This is a genomic window from Arthrobacter sp. W4I7 (genome assembly GCF_030816215.1).
Classification (GTDB): Bacteria; Actinomycetota; Actinomycetes; order Actinomycetales; family Micrococcaceae; genus Arthrobacter; species Arthrobacter siccitolerans_A.
Window position 1 is genome coordinate 1,086,031 of record NZ_JAUSXU010000001.1, and the last position, 15,754, is coordinate 1,101,784.

The 15,754-nt window shown below is 64.7% G+C and carries 20 protein-coding genes; 11 read left to right on the plus strand and 9 right to left on the minus strand.

Annotated elements, in window-relative coordinates; translation table 11 throughout:
• Positions 1-65: 65 nt before the first annotated feature.
• Positions 66-1,778 (plus strand): glycoside hydrolase family 13 protein, encoded by a 1,713-nt coding sequence (locus QF047_RS04930; RefSeq protein ID WP_307274553.1) that lies wholly within the window; start codon positions 66-68, stop codon positions 1,776-1,778.
• 31 nt (positions 1,779-1,809) lie between these two features.
• Positions 1,810-2,751: an aldo/keto reductase family oxidoreductase gene (locus QF047_RS04935; RefSeq protein WP_307274555.1), complete on the plus strand. Its 942-nt coding sequence runs from the start codon at positions 1,810-1,812 to the stop codon at positions 2,749-2,751.
• Positions 2,752-2,812: 61 nt separating this feature from the next.
• Here QF047_RS04935 and QF047_RS04940 read toward each other — a convergent pair whose 3' ends face one another.
• The gene (locus tag QF047_RS04940) at positions 2,813-3,460 is read right to left on the minus strand and encodes a TetR/AcrR family transcriptional regulator (protein WP_307274557.1); all 648 of its coding nucleotides are present in this window, start codon (positions 3,458-3,460) and stop codon (positions 2,813-2,815) included.
• Positions 3,461-3,538: 78 nt separating this feature from the next.
• Between QF047_RS04940 and QF047_RS04945 the strand changes: the two genes are divergently transcribed.
• The 9 genes from QF047_RS04945 (at position 3,539) to QF047_RS04985 (ending at position 10,607) form a co-directional block, all read left to right on the plus strand.
• The gene (locus QF047_RS04945; protein ID WP_307274559.1) at positions 3,539-4,051 is read left to right on the plus strand and encodes a cupin domain-containing protein; all 513 of its coding nucleotides are present in this window, start codon (positions 3,539-3,541) and stop codon (positions 4,049-4,051) included.
• A 12-nt stretch (positions 4,052-4,063) separates the two neighbouring features.
• Positions 4,064-5,158 carry a HoxN/HupN/NixA family nickel/cobalt transporter gene (locus tag QF047_RS04950; RefSeq protein WP_307274560.1) on the plus strand — a complete coding sequence of 365 codons (1,095 nt, stop codon included), beginning with the start codon at positions 4,064-4,066 and terminating at the stop codon, positions 5,156-5,158.
• A 96-nt stretch (positions 5,159-5,254) separates the two neighbouring features.
• Entirely contained in the window at positions 5,255-6,118 is an 864-nt protein-coding gene (locus tag QF047_RS04955) for a CoA ester lyase (protein WP_306634925.1), read from the plus strand.
• A 29-nt stretch (positions 6,119-6,147) separates the two neighbouring features.
• A complete protein-coding gene (locus QF047_RS04960) occupies positions 6,148-7,086 on the plus strand; it encodes a DUF2797 domain-containing protein (RefSeq protein WP_307274563.1) in 939 nt (312 codons plus the stop codon).
• A gap of 75 nt (positions 7,087-7,161) precedes the next feature.
• Positions 7,162-7,386 carry a DUF3188 domain-containing protein gene (locus QF047_RS04965; protein WP_307274565.1) on the plus strand — a complete coding sequence of 75 codons (225 nt, stop codon included), beginning with the start codon at positions 7,162-7,164 and terminating at the stop codon, positions 7,384-7,386.
• Between the two features lie 55 nt (positions 7,387-7,441).
• Entirely contained in the window at positions 7,442-7,903 is a 462-nt protein-coding gene (locus QF047_RS04970; protein WP_050054266.1) for a MaoC family dehydratase N-terminal domain-containing protein, read from the plus strand.
• A 2-nt stretch (positions 7,904-7,905) separates the two neighbouring features.
• Positions 7,906-8,343, plus strand: a complete 438-nt coding sequence (locus tag QF047_RS04975; RefSeq protein ID WP_307274567.1) for a MaoC family dehydratase — start codon at positions 7,906-7,908, stop codon at positions 8,341-8,343.
• Between the two features lie 39 nt (positions 8,344-8,382).
• Entirely contained in the window at positions 8,383-9,450 is a 1,068-nt protein-coding gene (locus QF047_RS04980) for a UDP-N-acetylmuramate dehydrogenase (protein ID WP_307274569.1), read from the plus strand.
• A gap of 26 nt (positions 9,451-9,476) precedes the next feature.
• Positions 9,477-10,607, plus strand: a complete 1,131-nt coding sequence (locus tag QF047_RS04985; protein ID WP_307274572.1) for a winged helix DNA-binding domain-containing protein — start codon at positions 9,477-9,479, stop codon at positions 10,605-10,607.
• 84 nt (positions 10,608-10,691) lie between these two features.
• Here the strand turns inward: QF047_RS04985 and asd are convergent, their stop codons facing one another.
• The 8 genes from asd to QF047_RS05025 form a co-directional block, all read right to left on the minus strand.
• Positions 10,692-11,822: an aspartate-semialdehyde dehydrogenase gene (gene asd / locus QF047_RS04990; RefSeq protein ID WP_307274574.1), complete on the minus strand. Its 1,131-nt coding sequence runs from the start codon at positions 11,820-11,822 to the stop codon at positions 10,692-10,694.
• A gap of 89 nt (positions 11,823-11,911) precedes the next feature.
• The gene (locus QF047_RS04995) at positions 11,912-12,331 is read right to left on the minus strand and encodes a hypothetical protein (RefSeq protein ID WP_307274576.1); all 420 of its coding nucleotides are present in this window, start codon (positions 12,329-12,331) and stop codon (positions 11,912-11,914) included.
• A 9-nt stretch (positions 12,332-12,340) separates the two neighbouring features.
• Positions 12,341-12,772, minus strand: a complete 432-nt coding sequence (locus QF047_RS05000; RefSeq protein WP_306634910.1) for a hypothetical protein — start codon at positions 12,770-12,772, stop codon at positions 12,341-12,343.
• A 3-nt stretch (positions 12,773-12,775) separates the two neighbouring features.
• Complete coding sequence (locus tag QF047_RS05005; protein WP_307274578.1) at positions 12,776-13,219, minus strand: hypothetical protein; 444 nt, start codon at positions 13,217-13,219, stop codon at positions 12,776-12,778.
• A gap of 86 nt (positions 13,220-13,305) precedes the next feature.
• The gene (locus QF047_RS05010; RefSeq protein ID WP_307274580.1) at positions 13,306-13,716 is read right to left on the minus strand and encodes a hypothetical protein; all 411 of its coding nucleotides are present in this window, start codon (positions 13,714-13,716) and stop codon (positions 13,306-13,308) included.
• Entirely contained in the window at positions 13,713-14,354 is a 642-nt protein-coding gene (locus QF047_RS05015) for a hypothetical protein (RefSeq protein WP_307274582.1), read from the minus strand. Before QF047_RS05015 ends, QF047_RS05010 begins: the two co-directional genes overlap by 4 nt.
• Before the next feature lie 24 nt (positions 14,355-14,378).
• Complete coding sequence (locus tag QF047_RS05020) at positions 14,379-15,446, minus strand: WXG100 family type VII secretion target (RefSeq protein ID WP_307274583.1); 1,068 nt, start codon at positions 15,444-15,446, stop codon at positions 14,379-14,381.
• A gap of 88 nt (positions 15,447-15,534) precedes the next feature.
• Positions 15,535-15,753 (minus strand): NF038396 family protein, encoded by a 219-nt coding sequence (locus QF047_RS05025; RefSeq protein ID WP_306634900.1) that lies wholly within the window; start codon positions 15,751-15,753, stop codon positions 15,535-15,537.
• Between the last annotated feature and the right edge of the window lies 1 nt (position 15,754).

Here is a 15,754-nt window from a genome sequence, read left to right on the forward strand (position 1 = left end):
AATACTTGGGAAACTAAATTTAGAATCAATATAAATATAGTCGACAAGCAGCAAAGGATCACCCCTTGTCCACCACCGCCACGCTGGCAACCCTCTCCGATTCTGACCGCCTGGCCGATCCGAACTGGTGGCGCCAGGCCTCCGTCTACCAGATCTACCCGCGCAGCTTCGCCGACTCCAACGGTGACGGCATCGGCGACCTCCAGGGCATCACCGCCAAGGTCCCGTACCTGAAGTCCTTGGGGATCGACGCCGTCTGGCTGAGCCCGTTCTACCCCTCGGCGCTCGCTGACGGCGGCTACGACGTGGACGACTACCGCGACGTGGACCCCAAGCTGGGAACCCTGGCGGACTTTGACGAGATGGCCAAGGCGCTGCACGAAGCCGGCATCAAGCTGATCGCGGACATCGTGCCCAACCACTCCTCAAACCGGCACCAGTGGTTCCAGGAGGCGCTCGCCTCGCCCAAGGGCTCACCCGCCCGTGACCGCTATATCTTCCGTGACGGGAAGGGCCCCAACGGCGAGTTCCCGCCGTCGGACTGGGACTCCGTGTTCGGCGGCCCGGCCTGGGAGCGCATCACCGAACCGGACGGCACCCCCGGCCAGTGGTACATGCACATCTTCGCAAAGGAGCAGCCGGACCTGAACTGGTCCAACCGGGAGATCCGGGAGGACTTCCTCAAGACCCTTCGCTTCTGGTCCGACCGCGGTGTCGACGGCTTCCGCGTGGACGTGGCCCATGCCCTCACCAAAGACCTCACCGAACCGCTGCTGTCGAAGCTGGAACTGAGCGCGGCCAACACCGGTGTGGACGGATTCGACGACGGTTCGCACCCCTTCTGGGACCGCGACGAAGTCCACGAGATCTACACCGAATGGCGCGAGGTGTTCAACGAATACAACCCGCCGCGCACCGCCGTCGCCGAGGCCTGGGTCCACGCGACCCGCCGGGCCCGCTACGCCAGCCCGCAGGGGCTTGGCCAGGCTTTCAACTTCGACCTGCTGCAGTCCGACTTCGACGCCGCGGAGTACAAGGAGATCATCACCCGCAACCTCGCCGAGGCGGCAGCCACGGGCGCCTCCTCCACCTGGGTGTTCTCCAACCACGACGTGGTCCGCCACGCCACCCGCTACGGACTGCCGCAGCTGTCCAAGGGCAAGGCGCACAGCAAGGGCCAGGACGGCAAGGACTGGCTGCTCGCCGGCGGCCCCAAGGAGGAGCTGGACGTGGAGCTCGGTGAACGCCGCGCCCGCGCCGCCACCCTGCTGATGCTCGCCGTACCGGGCTCGGCCTACCTCTACCAGGGCGAGGAGCTGGGCCTCCAGGAAGTGGCCGAGATCGCCGAATCCGAGCGCCAGGACCCCTCCTTCTTCCGCAACAAGGGCGTGGAGATCGGCCGCGACGGCTGCCGCGTGCCCCTGCCGTGGAAGGTTGAGGGGACCTCCTTCGGCTTCGGCGACGGCGGCGCACACCTGCCCCAGCCCGACTGGTTCAGCAAGTACGCCGTCGAGGCCCAGGACGGGACCGATGGCTCCACGCTGGAGCTCTACCGTAAGGCCCTTAAACTCCGCCGTGAGCTGCAGACCGACGAGGAGCTGGAATGGGTGGAGACCGGCAACCCGGAGGTCCTGCACTTCCGCCGCCCCAACGGCTGGCAGTCCGTGACCAACTTCGGGGACACCGCCGTCGACCTGCCGGCAGGAAGCGTCCTGGTCAGCAGTGCCCCGCTTGAAGACGGCAAGTTGCCCGCCAACACCACCGCATGGCTGCGCTGATGCCGGCACGCCTGACGGGCCGGCCCGCCTGATGCAGGAACTTATATACGGCTGCATGGGCCTGGGCGGCAGCTGGTCCACCGAGCCGCATGGCAGTGAGCATGTGGACGAGGCCGGTGCCGCCGTCGAGGCCGCCCTTGATGCCGGGATCACACTGTTCGACCATGCGGATATCTACCGCAGCGGCAAGTCCGAAGCGGTGTTCGGCGAGGTGCTGACCGCCACGCCCGGACTCCGGGACCGGATCCGGCTGCAGACCAAGTGCGGGATCAGGCTGAATGAACGCAGCCTGCAAACGCATTACGATCTGAGCCGCGAAGCCATCCTGGAACGGGTCAACGAAAGCCTGAAGCGGTTGCGGACGGACTACGTGGACATCCTCCTGCTACACCGCCCCGACCCCCTGACCGACCCGGCGGAGGTGGCTGCCGCCGTCGGGCAGTTGATGGCGGAAGGCAAGGTCCGGCAGCTGGGGGTGTCCAACATGTCCGGGGCGCAGATCGACGCGCTGCAGGACCGGCTGGAAAGTCCGGTGGTGGCCAACCAGCTGGAGATGAGCCTGCTCAAGCGGGCCTGGCTGGAAAGCCAGGTGCTGGTGAACCATGCCGAGCACCTGGACTACAGCTTCCCGCACGGCACCCTGGAGTACTGCGTACGGAACGGCATCACCCTGCAGGCTTACGGCTCGCTGGCCAGGGGCCTGTACACGGGCGCGGAGCCGGACAGTCCGACGTCCGCCGAGGCCGCAACCGCGGAGCTTGTAGCGGAACTGGCGGGGGAGTACAGCTGCTCCGGTGAATCGGTGCTGCTGGGATGGCTGATGAAGCATCCGGCCGGCATCGCGCCGGTGATCGGAACTGTCAATCCCGGCCGGATCCGGGCGTGTGCCGACGCCGCGCGCGTGGCCCAAGCCATGAGCCGGGCGGACTGGTACCGGCTCTGGGTGACCGCGCGGGGCAGTAACATCCCCTGACCCACCCAACCGCTTAGCTGCAGGTGCCGTTATGGAGCCTCATAAGGGCACCCGCTGCTATCTATTTCACTGTCGAAGCGCCTGAATGCAGCCTCTGCCCGCCTGCCGTAGCTGCTGTTGTAATCAAGATCGCCATGAGCTCGACCGCATCGTCATTCGAGAGCCCGTTGTCATGGCACAGGGACCGCCATGTCCAAAAGGAAATGGCATGACTGAGGGTGGCGTATAGCAGGGGATTCCTGTTCGGCTCGGGGAACGGCTCCGCCAGGACATCGCGGAAGTGGGCGTTCCTGGACTCGAGACCTGTGCGGTGTGTTTCGGGCAGCGCATTCCAGTCCCCATAAATCCGGGTGAGCATGGACTCCCCGTCGCGGTAGAACCGGTACAGATCGGACAATCCGACGGTCAGGCGTTCGAGAGGATCGTTGTGCCGGGACCACTCCCCGGGGTCCGCCAGTTGCTGCTGCGAGAGCCAGTGCGAGGAGCAGGCGGAGAAGAGCGCATTGTCGTCAGGAAAATGCCGGTAGACCGTCAACCTGGTGACGCCTGCCTTTTCCGCGACCCCTGCGATGGTGGTGCGGGCCGGTCCGATGGAACCGTGCAGCGTCACGGCCGCGTCGATAATGCGCTGGTGGGTACCGCTTATTTTTTCGGTTCTTTTGCCCATCTCGTAGCGGCGGTTTTTGGATGAACGATGGTGTTCACTCAATGTATTGACTCTGCTCCCTTCCGGGCGGACAATTTCGGTACACACCATTGTATATTGAAATTGGAAGGGTGGCCTGTTATGGACCTCGAAAAGGCTCCACGGCTCACAGTCGTGCAGCCGGGCCAGGGCCGGGAAGGCAATCTCGGAACGATCGGAGTCGTCTTCAAGTTCTTTGGCGAGGACACCAATGACCAGATCTCGATTGTGGAGCACCCGTTCCCTGTCGGGGCCCTGGTCCCGCCGCACAGCCATACCAGGGAAGACGAGTACTCAATCGTCATTGAAGGCGAGATCGGATTCCGGTCCGGGGACCGTCAAGCGGTGCTTGGGGCCGGTGGCTACATCACGAAACCACGGGGGGAGCTGCACACGATGTGGAACGCCGGCAAAGTACCCGCGCGGATGATCGAGATCATCAGCCCGGCCGGGTTCGAGCACTTCTTCTGGGGACTGGCGGATCACTTCGAAGCAGGTCCGCCGGATCCCGAGTTCATCGGGAAGATGGCCGCCGAATACGGGCTTCAGTTCGGTGAACCGCCCTGGCTGCCGGACATTATCGCCCGGTACGGGCTCACCCCGCCGATGCGCTGACAGGACCAGGGCATGGGCATCCTGGCTGCACTCGACCACGCGGAACCCGCCGGCAGCGGCTTCAGGGGCGGGAAACGTGGGTCTGCCGTCACCGCCATGGCCGTCACCATCATCGTGTTGCATCTGGTGGGCTGGGGTGTCCTGGTGTTCAGCGTTGTTCCGCAGAACTTGCACATCGGCCCCACGCAGGTCTTCGGCGTCGGGATCGGCGCCGGCGCGTACCTGCTGGGCATGAGGCACGCCTTCGACGTCGACCATATCGCAGCCATCGACTGCACCACACGCAAGCTGATCGGCGAGGGCCACCAGTCGCTGTCGGTGGGGTTCTGGTTCTCGCTTGGCCATTCGAGCATTGTCTGCGGCCTTTGCGCTCTGCTGGCCACGGGAGTGCACTACCTGGGCGGCATGCTCGGGGAAAACACCTCGCCGCTGCGCGACGCCCTGGGGTTGGCAGGCTCCGCGGTATCGGGAGTTTTCCTCTATCTCCTGGCGGCCCTCAACGTGCTCATCCTGCTCAACACCGTGGCGGACCTCCGTTGCGCCCGGGACGGCCGGCCGCCGGCTCCCTGGGACGGCGCCCCCGCCGGACTGATGGCCCGTATCCTGCGGCCGGTCATGCGGAGCATCACCAAGCCGTGGCAGATGTATTTGGTGGGCCTGCTTTTCGGCCTGGGGCTTGACACTGCCACCGAGGTCGCTTTGCTCGTCGTCGCGGGGGGCACGGCGGCAACCGCGCTTCCTTGGTACGCCATCCTCATCCTCCCGACGCTCTTCGCCGCAGGCGTGTGCCTGTTCGACACCCTGGATGGGTGGTTCATGAATCTCGCCTACGGGAGGGCATACTCCAGCCCGGAGCGGCGGCTCAAGTACAACGCCGTACTCACCGGGCTGTCTGCGGTCGTCGCGCTGACGGTAGGAACAGCACAAATGACGTCGCTGGCTGCTGTGAGCCTGGACCTGACGGGACTCGGTTATGCGGTGGTTGGCCTGTTCGTACTTGTCTGGCTTGCGGCGGTCTGCGCCGGCCGCTTCCATGGCGGCAGGAAGCCGGGCCTTCAAGCGGGGCGAGCCAGCGGAGATATTGCCAGTGCCAAGCCCGGGGATTGACAGCAACTTCGGTCATAACCCGTTTAGTTCGTATTGATCCTCCCGAGCTGGCCGTTTTCTGCCTCGTGCTGCTTCCAAGACGGATACGGTAGATACATGACGTCTACCATCGCCACCGAGACCGTAAGGCCGGAACGCAATATCCCAGCAGAGATCGCCCGCTCCTGGCTCCTTGTGAATGCCATGAAGACGGAGCTTTTTGACCAGTCGGCAGTGTCCCGCGCCGACTCGATCATCCTGGATATTGAAGATGCCGTGGACCCCTCGCAGAAGGACCATGCCCGGAACAACGTGATCGACTGGCTCACCGCCGGCGGCAAGGCCTGGGTCCGCATCAACGATGCCACCAGCCCGTTTTGGGCCGATGACCTCGCAGGCCTGCGCGGCACCCCGGGCTTGCTCGGCGTGATGCTGGCCAAGACCGAGTCGGCGGACCAGGTCACCGAAAGCTTCCACCGCATGGACGGCAAAACGCCCGTCATTCCGCTGGTGGAATCCGCCGTGGGCATTGAGGAAGCCAACAATATCGCCAAGGCCCAGGGTGCGTTCCGCCTCGCCTTCGGTTCCGGTGACTTCCGCCGCGATACCGGGATGGCCGCCACCGCCGAGGCCATGGCCTACCCCCGCGCCAAGCTCGTCGTCGCCAGCCGGGTGGGCAATCTTCCCGGCCCCATCGACGGCCCCACCGTGGGCACCAACCACCCCATCCTGCGCGAGCAGACCGGCATCACCGTGATGATGGGCATGACCGGCAAGCTGTGCCTGGCCATCGACCAGACCCCCGTCATCAACGAGGTCATCAGTCCCACGCCGTCAGACGTCGCCTGGGCCACCGACTTCATGGCCGACTTCGAAGCCAACGGCCGCGTCATCCGTGACGGCTCGGACCTGCCCCGCCTGGGCCGCGCCGAGAAGATCATGAAGCTCGCGGTAGCCTTTGGGGTGCAGCCCGCGCTGTAGCACCCGCGGATTTCGTTTCAGGAGACCCCGTGACCGATACGCCCTATCTGGTCCACGGGGTCTTCTGGCCTGCGCCGCCTGAGGCTCCCGGGGCGCCTGGAGCTGCTCCTGTGCTGCGGCTGCAGGCCATGGACGGCACCTTCACCGAAACAGCGCTCGACGACGGCACGCGCCTGGGCTTCCGGCTCGCGGCCGAAGGGAAGTCCTGCCTGGGCCACCACCGGGTGCACGGCCCCGCCCAGCGGGACCACATCCTGTGCAAAGGCCGGTCCCCGGCTGCCCGCGGACACCAGTGCGAGCGGTGCTTTGTGGCGGACGACTTCCGCCTCATGCACGACTTCCATCGCGGCGGCGGCGTCCCGCCCGGGCTGCGCAGCTACCTCATGCAGCCGCACTGGCTCTACGTGGCGACCTTCGCCAGCGGGGCCAGCAAGGTGGGGACCGCGTCGGATCTTCGGAAGTGGCAGCGGCTCGCCGAACAGGGCGCCGTGGCTGCCAGCTACATTGCACATGCTGCCGACGGCCGGGTGGTGCGGGTCCTGGAGGACCTGGTAACGCGCGACGGCGGGCTGCCGCAGCAGGTGCGGTCGGCGGCCAAGGCTGCCGCCCTTGCCGCTCCGGCGCCCGCAAGCCAGCTCAGTTCCCGCAACATGGCGCTGGCCGAAGAGGCGCGCCAGATTCTATCTTCTGCGGATGAAGACGGCTTTGAGGTAGTGAGGGAAACCTGGAGCAGGCCGCCGCTGGCAGGGCGGTTGTGCTCCGGGACCGCCCGCCACACCTACCCGCACGCTTTGGACTCAGGGGCGCACGGCTTCACCATCCGCTCCGTCTGCGGCAGTTTTGTGCTGGCCGCCCTTGATGACACCGACCTGGAATTCGTACTGGACCTGGGCCGGCTCAAAGGCCGTACCATCGAACTGGGCGAGCACCGCTCTGACGTCCCGGCGGTCCAGGAAGCGCTGTTCTGAGAGCCTGTTGTCGGCGGCTGTCCTGGTCCCCCTCCTGATCGACCCTACTTCAGGGGCGCCCGGTAGACTGGCAGGGTGCTGAACGAATTCTGGGCCACCGCGCCAACCCGCTACAAAGTCCTGGTTTTCAGCGCGATGGGACTCATCGCCGTCGGCATCATCCTGAACCTCATCGGCAACACCACCGGCAACCAAGCGCTGGCCATGGCGTCGCTTCCGCTGATCGGGCTGGGACTCGTCCTGCACGTCACGGGCATTGTGGTCCGCGGCCAGGCCATCCGGAAGAACCTGCGCCGCTAAGTTTAGGCCGGTAACCTTTCGGGGCCCTCCAGAGCCTGACGATAGGCTTGAGCCCATGACTATCAATCCGGACCTGCAGGGCAGAAGCTACCCTGCCGCAGAGGTGTACGACGTTGGCCGCGAGAAGATCCGCGAGTTCGCCCGCGCCGTCAAGGCAACCCACCCTGCACACTTCGACGTGGACGCAGCCAAGGGCCTTGGCCACGCCGACCTTGTTGCCCCGCCGACGTTCGCCATCATCATCGCCCAGCGTGCCGACGCCCAGCTCATCGAGGATCCGGAGGCCGGCATCGACTTCTCCCGCGTGGTCCACGCAGACCAGCGGTTTATCCACCACCGCCCCATCTTCGCCGGTGACCGGCTGGTGGCGGAGCTGCATGTGGACGGCGTCCGGGCCATGGGCGGGGGAGCGATGATCACCACCCGCTCGGAAATCTTCGCCCTCGGCGCCGGTGACTCCCGCGAGCCCGTCACCACCACCACGTCATCCATCCTGGTCCGCGGAGAGGGACAGTAGCCATGAGCCTCAGCATCCACGAACTCAGCCCCGGCCAGGAGATCGGCAGCCGCACCGTCGAGGTCACCCGCACCGACCTGGTCAGGTACGCCGGGGCGTCCGGTGACTTCAACCCGATCCACTGGAACGAGGCCTTCGCCACCGGCGTGGAACTGCCCGGGGTCATCGCCCACGGCATGTTCACCATGGGCTCCGCCGTTCAACTGGTCACCGACTGGGCGGGCGACCCGGCCGCCGTCGTGGACTTCCAAACCCGTTTCACCAAGCCTGTCCTGGTCACCGACACCACCGGAACCGAAACACCTGGCGCCACCATCGAGGTCAGCGGCCTCATCGGAAAGCTCGACGCCGAGGCCAACACAGCCCGTATTGACCTCACCGTTGTTGCGGGGGGCCAGAAGGTCCTGATGAAGGCCCAGGCCGTCGTTAAGCTCAGCTAAGCCGGAAAGCGGACCGTACTTTCCCGATAGGGTTGTCTGGTGACTTCCACCCTGCTTTCCCAGCTCACTACGGCCGCCGTCGGAGGCCCAGCGGGCACCTTCGTCGAGGCCCGCACCGAGGCTGAAATTATCGACGCCGTCCGTACCGCGGACGCGGCAGGGGAGCCGCTGCTGATCATCAGCGGCGGCTCCAACCTGCTGATTTCCGACGACGGGTTCCCCGGTACGGTCGTCAAGATCGGCTCGGAAGGGTTCACCGTCAATGCCGAGGATTCGTGCGGCGGGGTGGCCGTGGTGGTGCAGGCCGGGCACAATTGGGACAAGCTCGTGGAGCACGCTGTCCTTCACGCCTGGTCCGGGATCGAAGCCCTGGCCGGCATCCCCGGCTCCACGGGGGCGACCCCCGTCCAGAACGTGGGCGCCTACGGTTCGGACGTTTCGCAGACCATTGCCGCCGTGCGCACCTGGGACCGTGAGCGGAATGCCGTGAAGACCTTCACCAACTCTGAGCTGAAGTTCGGCTACCGGGACTCCATCCTCAAACAGACCACCGTCAACGGCTCACCCCGTTATGTGGTGCTGACGGTTGAATTTCAGCTGCCCATTGGGCGCATGAGTGCACCCATCCGGTATGCGGAGCTTGCCCGTTCCCTGGGGGTGGAGCAGGGGAAGCGCGCCTACGCCACGGACGTCCGCCGGGAAGTGCTCCGGCTGCGGGCTTCGAAGGGCATGGTGCTGGATCCGGAGGACCGCGACACTTATTCCACGGGGTCATTCTTCACCAACCCGATCGTCCCGGCGGACGTGGCCGAGGCTCTGCCGGAAGGTGCCCCGCGTTATCCGGCAGGCCAGGACGGGCTGGTGAAGCTCTCTGCTGCCTGGCTGATCGATCAATCCGGCTTCACCAAAGGCTTTGGCCTCGAGCCGGACAGCGTCAGCGGCGGCCGGGCGTCCCTGTCCACCAAACACACGCTGGCCATTACCAACCGCGGCTCAGCCAACGCCGCTGACGTGGTGGCGGTGGCGCGGGAGGTGCGTGCCGGCGTCGAACGGCGCTTTGGCATTGAACTGCATCCGGAGCCGCTGCTGATCGGCCTGGAACTGTAGCCCGGCCCGGACCATAGGATGGGGCCATGGCTGCAAAGGTGGGGAAGCGTCTTGACCGTCGAACACTGGGCAGGCTTCGGCTGGCGTCCCAACGGCTGCTCCCGCTCCACACTGTTCCACGGCATCCGCAGAATGCTGCTTCCGTAGCTGAAACTGTCCGCTGGATGACGGCGATGCAGGCCCAGGATCTGCAGGCGGCCATGTGGGCCGTGGGCGTCAGGGTTCCCGGCGCGGGTCTGGCCGATGTCCGTTCCGCCCTTGATTCCGGTGCGGTAGTCCGCTCCTGGCCGATGCGCGGAACGTTGCACCTGGTGGCGCCCGAGGACCTGCACTGGATGCTCGACCTCACCGCAGAACGGCTTACCAAGGGCGTCGCGGCCCGGCACCGCGAACTGGGCATCGCGTGGGCAGACATCGGGAAATGCCGGGACCTGGCGCTGGAACGGGTGGCCGGCGGCGGTTCCGTCAGCCGCGCGGAGCTCTTCCAGATTTTCGACGCTGCCGGGCAGCCCACCCTGGGCCAGCGGGGCATCCACATCCTGGGGACTTTATGCCGGCACGGCTGGTTGGTGCAGGGGCCCATGGCGGGAAACCAGCAGCTGCTGGTGGACTTCGAAAGCTGGATCCCGGTCCCGCGCCGGCTTGAGCGGCAGGAGGCGATCGCCGAGTTCGCGTTGCGCTATTTCCGGAGCCACGGGCCGGCCACCGTGCGGGACTTCGCCTGGTGGACGCAGATTCCGCTGACCGAGGTCCGGGCCGCCTTCGAGGACGTCAAAGACCAGCTGGTGGAGCTTGAGTTTGAGGGGACCAGCTACTGGCTGTCCCCGGAGACGGCGTCTTTGCTCGACCGCGGTGTGCCCGGCCAGCGCTCCGTCCTCCTGCTGCCCGGCTTCGACGAATTCGTGCTGGGCTATACGGACCGGAGCCTCGTCCTGAAACCTGAGTATTTCAACAAGATCGTCCCCGGCGGCAACGGCGTGTTCAAGAAGACTGTGGTTGCCGGCGGAGAAGTGATCGGCACGTGGGCCCGCGCAGGCACCAGAGCGAGTGCCGCCGTCGTGCCTGAACTCTTTGATGAGAGCAAGCCCCTCGGGGTTACGGCGCTGGCTGCCTTCACCCGCGCCGCCCAACGCTACGAGGCGTTCCTGGTCTCCTGAACACAGCAGCGGCCCTGCCCAGCTTGAGCGGTGCCGGGAAGCACCGTCCAAACGGCTCAGGGCCGCAGTTGTGAAGAATCCGGGTTACAGGTTCCCGGTGGCGATGTTGAGCATGCGGCGCAGCGGCTCGGCGGCGCCCCAGAGGAGCTGGTCGCCCACGGTGAAGGCGCTGATGTATTGCGGGCCCATCTCCATCTTGCGGATGCGGCCCACGGGGATGTCCAGCGTTCCGGAGGCTGCCACCGGGGTCAGCTCTGCCATGGACGCTTCTTTGTTGTTGGGCACTACCTTGGCCCATTGGTTGTCCTCGTCGAGCAGCTTCTCGATCTCGGCAACGGACAGGTCCTCACGGAGCTTGAGGGTGAGTGCCTGGGAGTGTGAGCGCATGGCACCGATCCGGACGCACAGGCCGTCCATGATCACCCGGTTCTCACTGGAGGTGCCCAGGATCTTGTTGGTCTCCACCCCGGCCTTCCATTCTTCCTTGGACTGTCCGTTGCCCAGGTCCGCGTCGATCCAGGGGATCAGGGAGCCGGCCAGGGGAACGCCGAACTGGGTGGCGTCGATTTCGGTGCGCTGGTGGGCCAGGACCTTGCGGTCGATGTCCAGGATTGCGGATGCGGGATCTTCCAGTTCGGTGCTGACCTCGGCGTTGAGGGTGCCGAACTGGCTGAGGAGTTCACGCATGTGCCGGGCGCCGCCGCCGGAGGCAGCCTGGTACGTCATGGAGGTGCCCCACTCCACCAGGTTGTTCTTGAACAGCCCGCCCAGGCCCATCAGCATGCAGGAGACGGTGCAGTTGCCGCCGATGAAGTCCTTGGTGCCGTTGATCAGGCCCTTGTCGATGACGTCGCGGTTGATGGGGTCCAGGACGATGATGGAATCGTCGTTCATCCGCAGGGTTGAGGCGGCGTCGATCCAGAGGCCGTCCCAGCCGCGACTGCGCAGTTCGCCGTGGACCTGCTTGGTGTAGTCGCCGCCCTGGGCGGTGACGATAATGGGCAGCTTAGCCAGCGTGTCGACGTCGAACGCGTTTTCGAGCTTGCCGGCGCCGTCAGCAAAGGAAGGCGCAGCACCTCCCGCGTTGGAGGTGGAGAAGAACACCGGGTTGATGTTGGCGAAGTCGCCCTCGTCCTGCATGCGCTGCATGAGGACGGAACCGACCATGCCGCGCCATCCGACCAGGCCGACGGAAGGGGTAGCTGCTGTAGTCATTCGTACAGTTTAGACTTCGGAACCGGTACGGCGCAGTCGGTTACGTCACGCCTGGGCGCAGAGGTGACGACGGCGGCTTGGTCGAGGGGTTACTGCGAGACATGACCTGCGCCCGGCTCCGGTGCCTGCCGCTCCTGCCGCAACTTTTTGGCCCGGTACTCGTCCCTCGCCATGCCGAAGGTATAAGAGGCTCCAAAACCTCCGAGAGCGGTGAGGAACAATGCGCCCCAAAAGGGCGGCTCGCCGCGGCCCGTGGGCGCTAGCAGCATTACCAGAGAAAGAATGACCAAAAGGCTCATCACGGTGGTGAGGATTCCCATGCCCCACCAGGATCGGACTTGTACTTGGCCGCGGCCGGGCGAAAGGCCGATCTCGTCTGCAGGATAGCTGTGCAGCTCGCCAGTTTCAGTCTTACGCAGCACACGCTTTTCACCCCGGGCGATCGCCGCCTTGTGCTCGGCGTATACGGCGTCGTTGTGCCGCTCCCGGTCTCGGTTCAAATCCACCACGTTGGAAGCCTACCTGTCGAACTGGCGGGCGGTGGGTTCGGGGATTTCTCGCTCCGCGCGCAAGCGTTTTGCCCTGGCTGCCACTCCCGCCATCCGCACGGCGTACAGGACGCCTCCCAGCCCGGCGGCCGTCAGGAACAGCCCGTTCCACATCGGATCCTGGCCTTGGCCGGTGGGCCCGACGACCAACAGGATGGAGAAGACTGCCACGGCAGCGAAGAAGACAGCCATCGCCAGGAAGCCGGCGGCAGACCGCACCTGGGGGTGGGAACTGGCCGTGACCACTCCCAGCTCGTCCTTGGCGTAACTGTGGAGCCTGCCGTCGACTGTGCGGTAGAGGATTCGTTTTTCACCGCGCGCCAGCGCCTGCTCGTGGGAGGCGCGGACCTGGTCGTCCGGGTTCGAGCCGCTGCCCGGGTTGCTGCCCGTTATTTCTTGCATGGGTCAGAACCCGGGTGCGGCATCGTACGGGTCTTCGCCCGGGAAGGGGCGCGTGCTGTCGGGAAAATTCTTCCGCGCGATGGCGATAGCTGATGGGTTCGCTTCAAACCAGGTGCGGGCCTGGTCATCGGTCAGCGCGAATCGGGGCTTCGGCAGCCCCCTGGCCTTGCGCTGCCTCGAAGCCCGCCACTCGCGGCGAAGATTATTGATGGCCAAGAGCCATCCGCCGGTGAAGAGAACTGTAGCCACCAGCCCGAAGAGGGCGAAAATCACGTTGAGGCTGATCGCACCGATGATCAGCATGAACGGTGCGCCTAGCGCCGGCACGGTCATAAGGATCGTCACGATGACCAAGCCTGTGGCTGTGTGGACCGAGTAGTTGCCGGTCGGCTGTGAGCCGCCAATGCCCCATTCGTCCTTCGTATAGGCGTGGACAGTGCGCTCCATGCCGGTTGCGTAAAAGTATGGGCGATCGACGACCAGTCTTCCTGCAGCCTGCCCAGTTTCCATGAGAACCACTCCCTAACTAGTTGCTACCAGTCCGTCTGGCTTGAGCGGCGGGTAGGAGGTCGAAGTGTTTTTCCGGCTGCCTTCCGGAGGCGTACTGCCTTGCGCTCCTTGAAGTAGTAGGTCCAAGTGGTTGGAACAATCCAAAGGCCGAAGGCAGCAGCAAACACGATTTGGCCCCAATTGGGTTCCTCTGTGCCATCCACAAACAACTTGACGATGAGGGTGGCTGCAACGGCCATGATCACTGTTATGAGAATGCTAATGAATAGTAAGCCGCCAGCTGAGCTAATCGGCTTGACGGCGCTGCCGACGTCTCCCTTGTAGACTCCGTATTCCTCAACGGTAAGACCCTGGCGTGCTGCCTCGGCCTCCACCTGACGGGCGTAGTAGCCTTTCCTGCGGCCATGTTGGGCCTGGTTTTTCGGCTCACTCATGCCGCTTCACCGCGGGTAGTCCTGATCCGGCCCAAGAGGTCCTGGCTGTCCAGGCCCATCGTCTCAACGACGTCCTGGGTGGGATCAAGGACTTTGCCAATCGCCCAGCCGCCGTTGTCGGGCCTAATAAGCAAGTGGGTTTCGCCGCCGATCATGCGCCCGCGGATTAAGGCGGTCCCCTCCTGATGGTTGCGGACGTGTTCTTCAACAATGGACAATTCGGCCTCCGCGCCGGAGACAGCCGGGTCCTGGGCGAACACAAACCATGACTCGAGAGTTCTCGGCTGAAGCAGAAGGGCGACCCTGTCTGACTCAACGTGGACCACCGTGTCGGTGAATTCAGGGGTGATGAGGGTGATTTCCGTCCAGCGGTTCGCTTTTGCCAGCGCATAAGCAACGGCAACAGCGGGTCCTTGAAGTTCGAGGTCTTCACCGATGGTGGCGAAGCCTCGCCCGATCAGCGAGGAAGCGCCGGCCGCGCAGAGGCGCTCGGCGTCTACTTCGGCTTCGAGGCGAAGGACTTCAGCCGACTTCTTAGCGGGAGCCGTTCCAAACAATCTAAGCATGTAGGCAATCTCGGCAAAGCCGAAACCAACGGCTGTATCCGTAGCCGTTTCCTCTTGCACTATGGGGGTCATCCTTCGAGCTCCTTAGATTTTGAGCTAACCGATTCCGAGGAATTTAGCTGCGCCCTTGCCCATGTCGGCCAGGTTCTTTCCGGTTTCCGTGACAAACGCTGCGCTTTCAACAGCCTTCTTGGCAACGATTTCACCAGCATCCTTTACCGCTCCGTTCACGAACGTCTTAACTGCGGGTATCTCGTAGATCGCGATGCCCGCGCTTGCCACTTGGCAGACCGTTCCCGCAGGAGGCGGGAGGAAGCAGGCCACGCCCAAGCCGGTCTTTACAGCCGACCACGCAGCGTCGCCGGTTTTGCCTTCCGCCACGTACCTCGCAGTGTCGAGACCGCTCAGCCCAACGCCCAGCCACCCCACCCCCCGGCCGAGGCCGCCCTTGCCCAGGGCCTCCAAGACAGGGCCCTGCCCTTTGAACAACAAGGGCGCCTCTTCAAAGAAGCCCCTGTAATTGCTGAGTGGAGGGATGTACTTGAACAGGTTTTTCGCACCCAGAAGGTCGGAACCTGAGTCCAACAGGTTGTAGGTGATGCTTCGTGCGGGGAGCATCTTCCACGCTCTGGCGTCCGCAAGGACCTGTGCTCCCTGGTGTCCCAGGACGGCCAGCCCAAAGACGTTTCTCGGCAAATCCAAACCTGCTTTGACCTGGCTGCGCAGGCCCCATCCGTCCCGGAACGGCGAACCCTTGGCCAGCCAGTCAGGCCCCAAAGTATTTGCAGGAGATGGGGCAGCGGACCCCCCAGGCCCTGGGGAACCCGGGCCCACAGGAACGGTACCGCCGGAGCCACCCAACGCAGCGTTGCTGCTGGCCTCCTCCTGCTGGTTCGCGTTCTCCAGCAGCTTCTTCGACTCCTGCTTGAGCGCGAAGGCAGCCTGCTGGAGCATGGCCCGGTGGCTGCCGTTCCACTCGGACCGGAACACAACAGCATCCTGGCCCTTCCAGGATGGATTGTTGTTGATCTGGTTGTTCAACAGCGCCGACTGCTGGAGCAAAGTATCGGACGCCTTCCCGAACTGCTGCGCCAGCGTCCGGAGTTCGGCGACGTCGGCCCCACCACAAATTCCCTGCCACCAGGTATTCCCCCAAATGTTCAAACGGCTGCGCCTCAAGATGCAGGCACCAGCCTAGCTACGGCCGCCGACGCCCGCCATGGGGCGTCCTCCCCATGCGCTGCCGAAGCAGCTATCCGCGGTCAGACTGCTCGAGTACGGCAGCCTTACGCGCCCGCAGCGCGAAGAAGGCACCGAAGGCGAACACCTGCGTCACCACCACCAGCACGATGGCCCCGGCGATCTTGTTGCCGCCCAGGATCATGGTGAACCCCACGATGGCGGACAGCAGCGCCAGCAGGGGGAGCAGCATGTAGCCCAGCACAAAGAGGGTTTCCGGTTTCTTCAACATT